The sequence below is a fragment of the Thiocapsa sp. genome (genome assembly GCF_018399035.1).
Classification (GTDB): Bacteria; Pseudomonadota; Gammaproteobacteria; order Chromatiales; family Chromatiaceae; genus Thiocapsa.
The window spans coordinates 1,159,542-1,170,684 of record NZ_CP073760.1 but is presented as its reverse complement, the minus strand read 5'-3'; the positions used below and the strand labels follow the sequence as shown (position 1 = coordinate 1,170,684).

16 protein-coding genes are annotated in these 11,143 nt (G+C 64.4%); 14 read left to right on the top strand and 2 right to left on the bottom strand.

All coding sequences use genetic code 11. The features are described from left to right. Positions 1-2 precede the first annotated feature (2 nt). From KFB96_RS05365 to KFB96_RS05300, 14 genes are all read left to right on the top strand, one after another. Positions 3-398: a response regulator gene (locus tag KFB96_RS05365; RefSeq protein WP_213459627.1), complete on the top strand. Its 396-nt coding sequence runs from the start codon at positions 3-5 to the stop codon at positions 396-398. A gap of 548 nt (positions 399-946) precedes the next feature. After that, positions 947-1,165: a gas vesicle structural protein GvpA gene (gene gvpA / locus KFB96_RS05360; RefSeq protein WP_120798278.1), complete on the top strand. Its 219-nt coding sequence runs from the start codon at positions 947-949 to the stop codon at positions 1,163-1,165. Positions 1,166-1,332: 167 nt separating this feature from the next. Then, positions 1,333-2,061: a hypothetical protein gene (locus tag KFB96_RS05355; RefSeq protein WP_213501786.1), complete on the top strand. Its 729-nt coding sequence runs from the start codon at positions 1,333-1,335 to the stop codon at positions 2,059-2,061. 87 nt (positions 2,062-2,148) lie between these two features. Then, a complete protein-coding gene (gvpN, locus tag KFB96_RS05350; protein ID WP_213459623.1) occupies positions 2,149-3,147 on the top strand; it encodes a gas vesicle protein GvpN in 999 nt (332 codons plus the stop codon). 1 nt (position 3,148) lies between these two features. After that, positions 3,149-3,544 carry a hypothetical protein gene (locus KFB96_RS05345; protein ID WP_213459621.1) on the top strand — a complete coding sequence of 132 codons (396 nt, stop codon included), beginning with the start codon at positions 3,149-3,151 and terminating at the stop codon, positions 3,542-3,544. Positions 3,545-3,569: 25 nt separating this feature from the next. Then, positions 3,570-3,770, top strand: a complete 201-nt coding sequence (locus KFB96_RS05340) for a hypothetical protein (RefSeq protein ID WP_213459619.1) — start codon at positions 3,570-3,572, stop codon at positions 3,768-3,770. A 45-nt stretch (positions 3,771-3,815) separates the two neighbouring features. Next, a complete protein-coding gene (locus tag KFB96_RS05335) occupies positions 3,816-4,580 on the top strand; it encodes a GvpL/GvpF family gas vesicle protein (protein ID WP_213465902.1) in 765 nt (254 codons plus the stop codon). A 73-nt stretch (positions 4,581-4,653) separates the two neighbouring features. Next, positions 4,654-5,088, top strand: coding sequence for a gas vesicle protein GvpG (locus KFB96_RS05330; protein ID WP_213459615.1), 435 nt, complete (start codon positions 4,654-4,656; stop codon positions 5,086-5,088). Further along, a complete protein-coding gene (locus tag KFB96_RS05325) occupies positions 5,085-5,300 on the top strand; it encodes a gas vesicle protein (protein WP_213459613.1) in 216 nt (71 codons plus the stop codon). Before KFB96_RS05330 ends, KFB96_RS05325 begins: the two co-directional genes overlap by 4 nt. Next, positions 5,287-5,670, top strand: coding sequence for a gas vesicle protein K (locus tag KFB96_RS05320; protein ID WP_213460240.1), 384 nt, complete (start codon positions 5,287-5,289; stop codon positions 5,668-5,670). Before KFB96_RS05325 ends, KFB96_RS05320 begins: the two co-directional genes overlap by 14 nt. A 10-nt stretch (positions 5,671-5,680) precedes the next feature. Continuing rightward, positions 5,681-6,031 carry a gas vesicle protein gene (locus KFB96_RS05315; RefSeq protein ID WP_213459609.1) on the top strand — a complete coding sequence of 117 codons (351 nt, stop codon included), beginning with the start codon at positions 5,681-5,683 and terminating at the stop codon, positions 6,029-6,031. Between the two features lie 16 nt (positions 6,032-6,047). Further along, the gene (locus KFB96_RS05310; RefSeq protein ID WP_213459607.1) at positions 6,048-6,722 is read left to right on the top strand and encodes a hypothetical protein; all 675 of its coding nucleotides are present in this window, start codon (positions 6,048-6,050) and stop codon (positions 6,720-6,722) included. 83 nt (positions 6,723-6,805) lie between these two features. Then, entirely contained in the window at positions 6,806-7,348 is a 543-nt protein-coding gene (locus tag KFB96_RS05305) for a gas vesicle protein GvpH (RefSeq protein ID WP_213459605.1), read from the top strand. Between the two features lie 4 nt (positions 7,349-7,352). Further along, entirely contained in the window at positions 7,353-9,500 is a 2,148-nt protein-coding gene (locus KFB96_RS05300) for a CDC48 family AAA ATPase (RefSeq protein ID WP_213465904.1), read from the top strand. A gap of 135 nt (positions 9,501-9,635) precedes the next feature. Here the strand turns inward: KFB96_RS05300 and dapE are convergent, their stop codons facing one another. After that, positions 9,636-10,769 carry a succinyl-diaminopimelate desuccinylase gene (gene dapE, locus KFB96_RS05295; protein WP_213459916.1) on the bottom strand — a complete coding sequence of 378 codons (1,134 nt, stop codon included), beginning with the start codon at positions 10,767-10,769 and terminating at the stop codon, positions 9,636-9,638. 5 nt (positions 10,770-10,774) lie between these two features. Next, a complete protein-coding gene (locus KFB96_RS05290; RefSeq protein WP_213459601.1) occupies positions 10,775-11,119 on the bottom strand; it encodes an ArsC family reductase in 345 nt (114 codons plus the stop codon). Positions 11,120-11,143 lie beyond the last annotated feature (24 nt).

Sequence of the window (11,143 nt, the reverse complement as noted above, 5' to 3'; positions counted from 1 at the left end):
CCGTGATTGACGGGCAGCCCCCGACCTTCCTCACCGTCGACGACGAGCCTGCGATCAACTGGATCCTCGGGCGTCTGATCGCATGCAGAGGATTCCCCGTCGATCACGCGCTCAGCGGGCGAGATGCGATCAGGCTGTGTCGTCGCAACCGCTATCGGGCCATCTTCGTCGATGCCAAGCTCCCGGATATCCTCGGCACGGCCCTGGTCTGCCATCTCCGACAGCGCCTGGAAGATCCGGTGATCGTGCTGATCTCGGGGTATTTCTTTGCCGACGATCCGACGGTCGAAGAGTTGATTCGCAGCGGCATGATCCAGCACTTCGTCGCGAAGCCGTTTCTGCATCGCGACATCCTCGACATCATCGATCGCATTGCCTTGTCGTGGCCCCGCGTATAAACCCGGCCACGTCGCCAGCGATTTGAATCCTGCCTCATCGATTCGTTGAAGCCCGCGATTCATCACGGAAAGAATCGCGAACCTGTGGCTCGTAAACAGACGCAGTCGCCGACATGATTCCTGTTGATAATTCGCAATCCCTTGACCTCGATTGACAATTCGCACTCTCGAAATACTTGGTGTGGCGCATCCTGTCTATGGAGCAGCCGCCATGACTATGGTCTCTGCTCCATACTTTTATTGCTTCAATCGAGCGAATGACCAAATGCGCAGCCAATCAAAACGAGCAACCCATTGCTTTTCAAGTCTATAAATAATCCGCGTTGGTATTTGAGATACTGGCACGGCCCATGCTCTATATAGAGTCAAGCAGCCCGACAGGCAGGACGCCGAACGAGGAGTCGCAAGGATCATCGAGGGTATCCGATGACTGAGCGACTTCGTTGGGGCCGGGGTAAAGGGAGCACGGGATTCGACCCAGGCCCGCCGGGTTCGCTTACAACGCACATCAGTGTATTCGTCCAGACTCTTTTATTAGGACTGAGATCATGGCAAAAGTAGCAAACTCCACCGACTCCTCCAGTCTCGCCGAAGTCGTTGACCGGATCCTCGACAAGGGCATCGTGATCGACGCGTGGGTGAAGGTCTCCCTGGTCGGCATCGAGCTGTTGGCGATTGAAGCCCGTGTGGTGATCGCCTCCGTCGAAACCTACCTCAAGTATGCAGAGGCCATCGGCCTCACCGCTCCGGCAGCTGCTCCGGCTTGATTTAGGGGCTAGCACCTCGGGAGATGCCGCTCTCATGCTCGGGGAATCGCCCGAGGCGGCATCTCCCGCCGGGTCAGGCGGCCGTCCACGCCGAGCCCGGTCGTCGGGTTGCGCGGTGACCCGCTTGCTCGGGGTCGGATTCCGCAACCTGATACAAGGAGCATACCATGGGCCAATTTACCGAAGACATGGGGCGGCTGCGCGACGAGATCGCATCGGACCGCACCAACCGTCATACCCTGATCGCCGAGACTCGCGAGGAGATTTCGGCCAGCGCACTCGCCTTCATGACCGATCTGAAGGACAGCGTCGAGACACTCCAGAGCCGGTTCCGCGCGGATTTCGCCGAGATGGCGCAGTCCAACCGGGCGGACCGCAACGCCTTCATGACCCATCTAGGCACCGATGTCGCCAATCTCCGTGTCGAGGCCGCCGCGCAGCGCGAAGCGGGTCGCCGGGCCTTCATCGAGTCGGCCGCCGAGGCGCGTGCGGAACGGGCCAGTCAAAATGCCGCGATGCGCGAGGATGTTGCGCAACTGCAGGATGGTTTCCGCCGTACCAGAGGCGAGATGGCCACCGAGGTACGGGCTGCCGGAGAGGCCTTCGTGTCCGACATCGTCGATGCCGTTACGGGACTCAGGCGCGAAACCATTCAACTGGTCGATGATCTAAGTCGCGAACGCGCCTCCGCGCGCGAGGCTTGGCGTGGCGGCATGCCGAAGGCCCCGCCGCCGCCTGCCCCCGTGGCCCGTCCGAAGGCGCCGGCCAAGCCGATGGCCAAGGCGGCGCAGCAGCCGGACGACCCCGTCGAGTCGATGGCCAAGCCGCAGGACAAGCCGGCCAAGCCGGAGCCGAAAACGGCTCGGGCCAGGGACGAGGGATCCAAGACGGACTGACCCGGCACGACCGGGCGAGCCTCTGTGAATCCACCACTGCACGGGGTCCGGGAGGCCCCGTGCCCAATCGATGCCAGGACAAGACACATGAGCGCCCAACCCCTGCAAGATGCCAGCGAGGTCTCCGCCTTGAACAACGACAACGTGCAACCCGAGGCGAGCGAGACCTTCGTTTGCACCCCGTCGGTCGAAGCGCTCGCGGAGCGGGCATCCGCCTATCTGCAGGCCGGCTACCCCGTCCATCTCGCAGGCCCCGCGGGAACAGGCAAGACCACCTTGGCCTTCCATGCCGCGGCGAAGCGCGGCCGTCCGGTCAAGCTCATTCACGGCAACGACGAGCTGGGGCTCTCCGATCTGGTCGGCCAGGACAACGGCTACCGGCGCAACACCCTGGTCGACAATTACATTCACTCCGTGGTCAAGACCCAGGAGGAGGTTCGAACCTTCTGGATCGACAACCGGGTGACGACCGCTTGCCTCAACGGCGAGACCCTGATCTACGACGAGTTCAACCGGTCCCGCCCGGAGGTCAACAACCTCTTTCTGAGTATCCTCGGCGAGGGCATCCTGAATCTCCCCAACCGTCGCCAGCAAGGCGCCGGATATCTCGAGGTCCATCCTGAGTTTCGGGTCATCTTCACTTCCAATCCGGAGGAGTATGCGGGTACGCACAAGACCCAAGATGCCCTGATGGACCGGATGATCACCATGAAGATCAGTCACTACGACCGCGAGACCGAGATCCAGGTCACCAGAGCCAAATCGGGTCTGCCGCTGAGCGAGGTCGCCATCGTGGTCGATATCGTCCGCGAGCTGCGCGGGCAGAGCGTCAACCATCATCGCCCGACCTTGCGCGCCTGCATCGCCATCGCGCGCATCATGGCGGATCGCAAGATCAGCGCCCGCTCGAGCAACAGCTTTTTCCGCGACATCTGCCGCGACATCCTCGATATGGACTCGGCCAAGGTCCGCCGCGACGGCAATGCCTTGAGCGAATCGCCGGTCGACGACGTCGTCGCCACCATCAGCGGCCGGTCGCGCCGACCCAAGATCGTCGCGCCCAAGGGCCTCGACAAGGAGGCTTGAGATGTCCAAGTTCACCCAGCCCTCGCGCAGCGTGCGGGACATCAAGACCCTCGCGGGCATGGCCGACGATGTGCGTGCCCCGCACAAGCTGTACATGCGTCTGTTCGCGCTCGAGACCGAGCGCCACCGGCGGCTCCAGGAGCGCGCCAGTGCCATGCTGAGAGTCGACACCATCGATGCGCGTTGCGCCGAGATCGGCGCGGAGATGGAGCAGCTGCTGCAGATCCTCGGCGTGGAAGCCGTTGCGCCGGGAGATCTTCCGGGTAATGCTCGGGCGGGTTCCGGCCGCGGCTCGACGCCGCCGTCTGCTCAAGCACGGGGCAAACGCATCGGCGTGGGGCGCCAGGGCTCCTCGGGTGCAACCTCGGTCGGCGAGACCGTTAAGATCCGCTATTGAGTCGACCAGCTTAAGAGTGCATCACATGAATATCCACTGTATGTCCTGCGGCCATTCGATCGAGCTCGGCAGCGCCTACGAGACCTATCAGGGCCCCCTGCGATGCGTCGTTTGCAAGACGCTGATGACTGTTCGCATCGAGGAGGGGCAACTGCGGTCGATGGCGCCGGCCGATACGCTCGTCGTGCCCGAACCACCGCAACCGATCGTCGCCAATCCCAACTGAGCCCGGGTGGGGCCGCCCGCCGACACCTGAGCGAGAGATCCAACGATGCAACAGGTAAGCCAACAGACTACCGCAATGGGTCGGTACATCTACGCGATCATTTCCGATCGGGGCGAGCAGTCCTTGGGGCGGATCGGGCTCGACGAGAACGAGGTCTACACCGTCGGAAACGGGTATGTCGCCGCGGTCGTGAGCGATCTCTCGGGCGGGCGCATCCGTCCCCAGCGGCGTAACATGGCCGCGCATCAGGAGGTACTCAAACACCTGCTGCGCGAGGTCACCCCCTTGCCCGCGGCCTTCGGTTTGCTGGCCGACGACGAGGCCGCGATCATCCGCATCCTGAAGGACAACCAAGACGCTTTTCTGAGTCAGCTCAAACGGGTGGATGGCGGACTGGAGATGGGACTGCGCATGTCCTGGGACGTCCCCAACATCTTCGAGTATTTCGTCGGCGCACATCCGGAGCTGCAGGAGCTGCGGGACGATTTCTTCCGCGACGGGAGCAACCTGACCCAGGATCAGATGATCACGCTCGGGCGAAGCTTCGAACGTCTCCTGGAGCAGGATCGCGAGGAGTACACGGAGCAGGTCGAGTCCGTCATGCGCCGTTGCTGCCGCGAGATCAAGCGCAATAAGTGCCGCACCGAGAAGGAGGTCATGCATCTGGCCTGTCTCGTCGATCGCGATGCCGCCGGGCGCTTCGAGCAGGCCGTACTTGAAGCCGCGCGTCCCTTCGACAACAACTACGCCTTCGATTTCAACGGACCTTGGGCGCCCCACAACTTCGTCGAGATGGACATCCAGGTCTGACGGCGTAACCTGTTCTACAATCGGGGTCGCAGCGGTGCCGATGGTGCAACGGTGGTCCCCTCGGAGGTAAACCGTGTTGATCGTCGACGATCTTCTAGCTGCGCCCATCAAGGGAATCATCTGGATCTTCGAGGAGATCCATAAGTCCGCGACCGCGGAGCAGCGTGCGCGTCGCGACGAGATCATGGCCGCCTTGAGCGACCTTTATCGCGCCTTGGAGCAAGGCGAGATCACGGACGACACCTTCGATACCCGTGAGCAGGCCCTGCTCGACGAGCTCGACGCCCTGGATGCCCGGGAGGATGCGACCGAGCTCGACGCCGATGCGGAGGAGGATGATATCCGCGGAGCGGGCGAGGACGAAGCGTCCACGCCCGGGCGTGCCGCCGAGGTCTTTGCCGATGCGCTTCGGTCGGTCGGGACGCCGAACCCGGAGCCATCGGGCCGAGCGGTTGCGCCGCCGCGCGAGCTGCCGAGCCTGAACGAGCTCGACGAGGATGCATCATGATGCTCGCGATCGGCGAACAGCAGGACTTTACGGACGAGATCCAAAGGGTCTCGCTGTGCGAGGCGCTCGATCGCATCCTGAACAAGGGCGCGGTGGTCTCCGGCGAGCTGACTATTGCGGTCGCAAACGTCGACCTCTTGTATCTCAGCCTGCAACTGGTCATCACCTCGGTCGAGACGGCGAAGCGGGAGATGCTCCATGTCCGACACTGAAGCCGGCAAGGTCCCAAGCGGTGCAACGTCGGCGGCACCCGACACGGCGACCCTGCAGCAGGCCAACCTGCTGGCGGACCTTCTGGAGACCAAGGTGGCCGCCGCCGGCCGGCGCATCGATATCGATCCGGAACGTGTGCAGCGGGGGCTGGGTCAATTGGTCTTGACCGTCGTGAAGCTGCTTCATGTGCTGCTCGAGCGCCAAGCGATTCGCCGTGTCGACGGCGGCGATCTGGACGAGGATGAGATCGAGCAGCTGGGACTCGCCTTGATGCGTCAGTCCGAGGAGATCGACCGTCTGCGCCGTCTCCTCGGACTCGAGGAGCAGGACTTGAATCTCGATCTGGGTCCGCTCGGCAAGCTCTTTTGAGGATGTAAGAATGTCCGTTCAGCGCGCTACACTCACCCATTCAACCAACAGCACCAGCGTTGCGGATCTGTTGGAACGTGTCCTGGACAAAGGGATCGTGATCGCCGGGGACATCCGTATCAAGCTGGTGGACATCGAGCTGCTCACGATCCAGCTGCGGCTGGTCATCTGCTCGGTCGACAAGGCCCGCGAGATGGGCATCGACTGGTGGTCCGACAACGCCATGTTCAAGGGGCTCTCGTCCCAAGCATCCGCCGCGTCGCTGCCCGACGCCGCGGCGACGCCGGGCATCGAAGACCGCCTCGCACGCTTGGAGTCCATCTTGGTCAAGCAGGCCGCGGCGGCCGAGGCCGTCATCTGAGGGAGCGCGCGCCATCATGTCCGATCCAGTCGAGCGCACCGAGACTCTTCAGATCGTTCCGGGCTCGACCCGGACGCTCATCTACTGTCCCGTGATCCACAGCCTGGTGGACCTCGGAGCGCTCGGCACGCCGGTGCAGTCGGCTACCCGGACCGCCTTTGGCGCCGAGGCATGGCGGCGACGGGTGCACACGGTTGAGCAGATGTGGACCGAGATCGAGCAATTGATCGAGGGCATGGACCTGGATCCGACCCGGACCCGGGTCTACCAGGACGGCCTTCCGATCTGCGGCCATGAGCTGGAGATCGTCAAGGAGATGACCTATAAAGGGAGCCGCAACCATCGGATCCTGCTGCGTCTGCACAGCCAGGGCGCAACCCTGATGGGCACCGAGTCCGGGCCACTGCTGCTGCAGGAGTACAACCTGGCCAAGCGCCTGCTGGACCCGGGCCAGCAGGGTTTGGACAGCGACGGCCGCGACGCCCTGCAGATGCAGGCCCGGACCCTGCTCAAGTCGCGCGATCTCTTCATCGCCGGACGGATCAACGAAACCCTGCAAGCCGGCGAGGTCGGCATCCTCTTCCTCGGCATGCTGCATGACGTCACGCCCTGGCTTGCGTCGGACATCCGGGTCGCCTATCCGCTCGGAACACCGGTGGGATCGGACGGAGTCGCCGAGTCCGAGACTTGAGGGCATCCGGTAGACGCCGCGTCCCGCGCAGCGACAGGCGTGACCGGGCATTCGATAACCCCCAACTCGAGAGGTCAGGAACCATGAGCAACAGCAAAGGCCGGGACGGCTCCGTCGAAGGTTTCCTCGGGGGGCTCGCCAATCTGGTCGAAAAGCTCGGCGATCTCGCCGAGAAGGGCGAGCAGCTCAAGCGCTCGGGCAACTTCGACGTCCAGAGCGGAGGCAACAACTTCAAAGGGGTCTACGGCTTTACCGTGCGCACCGGTCTCGGCGGAGATCGCGACGAGGTCAAGGTCGAGCCCTTCGGCAACATCAAGCGCGACGCGACGACCGGACACGCCGTGGTCCAGGAGGTCCGCGAGCCCGTCATCGACATCTTCGACGAGCCGGACGAGGTGATCCTGGTTGCCGAGATGCCCGGGGTTTCGAGCCCCGATGTTCTGGTGGAGCTCGCCGACGACATCCTCACCCTGCGTGCCGGGGAAGGCGAACGCTCCTATTACAAAGAGGTCATGCTGCCTGCGCATTGCGTCGACAATGCCGCGACCATCTCCTGCAACAACGGCGTGATCGAGATCCACTGTCCGAAGGTTGCCGCGGAACATACGGAAACCAAGGACGAGTAGCGCTATGAGCGAATCCAATGAGCTGAGGCTCAAGGTCTCGGAGGCCCTGAGCAAGGATGTGGGGCGTGCCTTCGCGCGGATGGATCCGGCCGACATGGCTCGGCTGGGCGTCGCGATCGGCGACATCGTCGAGGTCGAAGGCAAGCGTCCCGCGGTCTGCAAGGTCTTGCCGGCCTTCAAGGACATCCGCGGTCTGGGACGGGTGCAGCTGGACGGCATCAGTCGGGACAATGCGGGCGCCGGCCTGGACGAATTCGTTGTCCTGCGCGTGAGCGCATACGCCCCGGCGGACACCATTACGCTGGCGCCGACGACGGTGACCCCCACCGATCGCGATCTGCCCTATATCGGCAGTCTGCTCGACGGACTGCCGGTCCGCGAGGGCGACCGCGTGCGCGTGACCCTGTTCGGGAGCCGCTCGACCGATTTTCGCGTCGTGGCGACCGCTCCGCGCGGCACCGTGATCATCAACCCCACGACGCGGCTCACGATCAGCGGACCCAAGGGGCAAAAGGCGTCGGCGAGCACGGGTGCGCACAACCCGATCTCCTACGAGGACATCGGGGGTCTCAAGCCCCAACTTCAGCGCATTCGCGAGATGATCGAGCTGCCGCTGCGCCATCCCGAGCTCTTCGAGCGGCTCGGCATCGATGCCCCTAAGGGCGTCCTGATGCGCGGACCGCCGGGATGCGGCAAGACCCTGATCGCCCGCACCATCGCGGACGAGGCGGAGGCCAACTTCTTTGCCGTGAGCGGACCGGAGGTCATCCACAAGTTCTACGGGGAGAGCGAGGCGCATCTGCGCAAGATCTTCGAGGAGGCGTCGGCCAAGGGGCCGAGCATCATCTTCCTGGACGAGATCGATGCCATCGCGCCGCGCCGCGAGGGCACCCTCGGCGAGGTGGAAAAGCGTGTGGTCGCCCAGTTGCTCGCCCTGATGGACGGGCTCAGCCAGCGGCGCAACGTCATCGTCATCGCGGCGACCAATCTGCCGAACATGATCGACCCGGCCCTGCGTCGCCCCGGACGCTTCGACCGCGAGATCGAGATCCCCATCCCGGACCGGGACGGACGCCTCGAGATCCTGGAGATCCACAGCCGCGGCATGCCGCTGGCCGAGGACGTCTCCATGCGCCATCTGGCGGATGTCACCCACGGCTTCGTCGGGGCGGACCTGCAGGGGTTGTGCCGCGAGGCCGCCATGCTCTGTCTCAGGCGTCTCATGCCCGAGCTGGACCTGACCCTCGGGACCGTCCCGTACGAGCGTTTGGCGACCCTCGAGATCCACAATGGCGATTTTCTCGCGGCCCTGCACGATGTGGAGCCGTCCGCCGTGCGGGAGTTCTTCGTCGAGATCCCGGACGTCACCTGGGATGACGTGGGCGGCCTGCACGAGACCAAGGATCGGCTCAAAGAGGCGGTGGCTTGGCCGCTCAAGTATCCGGAGCTGTTCGAGCAGGCCGGTGTCCGTCCGCCCAAGGGCATCCTGCTCGACGGGCCGCCCGGATGCGGCAAGACCATGCTGGCCAAGGCGGTGGCCAGCGAGACGAAGGTCAACGTCATCTCGGTGAAGGGACCGGCACTCATGTCCAAGTATGTGGGCGAGTCCGAGCGCGGCGTTCGCGAGATCTTCCACAAGGCCCGCCAGGCCGCGCCCTGCATCATGTTCTTCGACGAGATCGATGCACTGGTGCCGGCACGCGGCGGGAGCGCCAGCGACAATCATGTCGGCGAACGGGTCCTGAGCCAGTTTCTGGCCGAGATGGACGGCATCGAGGATCTGCGCGGTGTTCTGGTGTTGGGGGCGACCAACCGGGCGGATATGCTCGACCCGGCGATCCTGCGCCCCGGCCGTTTCGATCAGGTGATCCGCATCCCGCTCCCGGACGACGAGAGCCGGCAGGAGATCTTCAAGGTCCACCTGCGCGGCAAGCCATTGGGCGAAGCCATCGATGTCGATGCGCTGGTCAAAGACAGTGCCGGCTTCAGCGGTGCGGAGGTCTCCGCGGTCTGCAACCGGGCGGCCTTGGCGGCGGTGCGGCGGGCCGTATCGTCCCTGGACGGGCCGCCGGATTCCGCGCGGACGGAGCACATCGAGGTCCGTATCGAGATGTCCGATCTGACGGATGCGCTGAGCAGCATGCGCCTCTAAGGAACGATTCAAACCAACCGAAACCGTAGGATGGGTAGAGCGCAGCGAAACCCATCCTCCACCCACCTACACCCAAACCAGACGACCGGTAGAGCGCAGCGAAACCCATCCTCCAAACCGCCGCCTTGCCGGGTTTCACTCCGGAGCCAAGAGACGTTCGAGGATGCCTCGGTAGATCTCGGAGAGCTCGTCGAGCTCCGCCACTCCGACGCACTCGTTGACCTGATGGATGGTGGCGTTCACCGGCCCTAGCTCGACGACCTGCGCGCCGGTGGGTCCGATGAAGCGCCCGTCCGAGGTACCGCCGCTCGTGGAGAGCTGGGTCTGGATGCCGGTGACCGCCGCGATCGACGCGCGGCTCGCGGCCACCAGCTCGCCGGCCGGCGTCAGGAAGGGGTTCCCGGAGAGCCGCCAGTCGAGCGCGTAGTCGAAATCACCGGCGTCGAGGATCGCGCGCACGCGCGCCTGGATGGTTTCCGGATCCAACTCGGTGGAGAAGCGCAGGTTGAACTGGACCTCGAGCTGTCCCGGGATCACGTTCTCCGCGCCTGTGCCCATGTTCAGGTTGGCGATCTGAAAGCTGGTGGGCGGGAAGTGGTCGTTGCCCTGATCCCAGACCTCGGCGCAGAGTGCCGCAAGGGCATCGACGCAGGCGTGGAAGGGGTTCTTCGCCAGGTGCGGATAGGCGACGTGACCCTGTTTACCCTGCACCCGCAGGACGCCGTTCAGACTCCCGCGTCGACCGTTCTTGATGGTGTCGCCGAGGCGCTCGCGCGCCGAGGGTTCGCCGACCAAGGCGAAGTGGATCTTCTCGCCGCGCTGCTCCAAGCGCTCCACGACGCGGCGGGTCCCGTCGACCGAGGGGCCTTCCTCGTCGCTCGTGATCAGGAAGGCGATGGATCCGCGATGATCCGAATGATCGCCGACGAACGCCTCCGCCGCGGTGATCATGGCCGCGAGCGAGCCCTTCATGTCGCAGGCGCCGCGCCCGAAGAGACGGCCGTCACGGATGGTGGGCTCAAAGGGGTCCGTGTCCCATTGCTCGACTGGGCCGGTCGGGACCACGTCCGTGTGGCCGGCGAAGCAGAAGAGCGGGCCGTCATCGCCGCGTCTGGCCCAGAGGTTCGCGACCTCCCCGAAAGGCATCTCCTCGATCCGAAAACCGATCGCGGCCAGCCGCTCGGCCATGAGGGCCTGGCAGCCCGCGTCTTCGGGTGTGACGGAAGGGCGGCGGATCAGCTCGCACGCCAGCTCCAGGGTCGGGGATATCGCCATCAGCCGAGCAACCTCGCGTAATCGGTTTCCGAAAAACCCGCATGCCGGACCTCGCCCGTATCGAGCATGGGTCGACGAATGATCGACGGGGTCTCGAGCATGACCCGGATCGCGGCCTCTGCATCCATACCCTCGCGCACGTCCTCGGGCAGCTTGCGCCAGGTCGTGCCCCGACGGTTCACGAGCGTCTCCCAGCCCAGCTCCTCGACCCAGCCGCGCAAGCGGGTCTCATCGACCCCTTCGCGTTTGTAATCGTGGAACCGATAGTCGACACCATGCGCATCCAGCCAGGCGCGGGCCTTCTTCATGGTGTCGCAGTTGGGAATGCCGAAGAGCTCGACCACGTCTTTAAACCGCGCCCGGTGCGG

What these genes read in the sequence shown, in the direction of transcription:
- gvpA (WP_120798278.1), top strand. Translation starts at nt 947, where the DNA reads ATGGCAAAAGTAGCAAACTCCACCGACTCCTCCAGTCTCGCCGAAGTC.
- KFB96_RS05355 (WP_213501786.1), top strand. Translation starts at nt 1,333, where the DNA reads ATGGGCCAATTTACCGAAGACATGGGGCGGCTGCGCGACGAGATCGCA.
- gvpN (WP_213459623.1), top strand. Translation starts at nt 2,149, where the DNA reads ATGAGCGCCCAACCCCTGCAAGATGCCAGCGAGGTCTCCGCCTTGAAC.
- KFB96_RS05345 (WP_213459621.1), top strand. Translation starts at nt 3,149, where the DNA reads ATGTCCAAGTTCACCCAGCCCTCGCGCAGCGTGCGGGACATCAAGACC.
- KFB96_RS05340 (WP_213459619.1), top strand. Translation starts at nt 3,570, where the DNA reads ATGAATATCCACTGTATGTCCTGCGGCCATTCGATCGAGCTCGGCAGC.
- KFB96_RS05335 (WP_213465902.1), top strand. Translation starts at nt 3,816, where the DNA reads ATGCAACAGGTAAGCCAACAGACTACCGCAATGGGTCGGTACATCTAC.
- KFB96_RS05325 (WP_213459613.1), top strand. Translation starts at nt 5,085, where the DNA reads ATGATGCTCGCGATCGGCGAACAGCAGGACTTTACGGACGAGATCCAA.
- KFB96_RS05320 (WP_213460240.1), top strand. Translation starts at nt 5,287, where the DNA reads ATGTCCGACACTGAAGCCGGCAAGGTCCCAAGCGGTGCAACGTCGGCG.
- KFB96_RS05315 (WP_213459609.1), top strand. Translation starts at nt 5,681, where the DNA reads ATGTCCGTTCAGCGCGCTACACTCACCCATTCAACCAACAGCACCAGC.
- KFB96_RS05310 (WP_213459607.1), top strand. Translation starts at nt 6,048, where the DNA reads ATGTCCGATCCAGTCGAGCGCACCGAGACTCTTCAGATCGTTCCGGGC.
- KFB96_RS05305 (WP_213459605.1), top strand. Translation starts at nt 6,806, where the DNA reads ATGAGCAACAGCAAAGGCCGGGACGGCTCCGTCGAAGGTTTCCTCGGG.
- KFB96_RS05300 (WP_213465904.1), top strand. Translation starts at nt 7,353, where the DNA reads ATGAGCGAATCCAATGAGCTGAGGCTCAAGGTCTCGGAGGCCCTGAGC.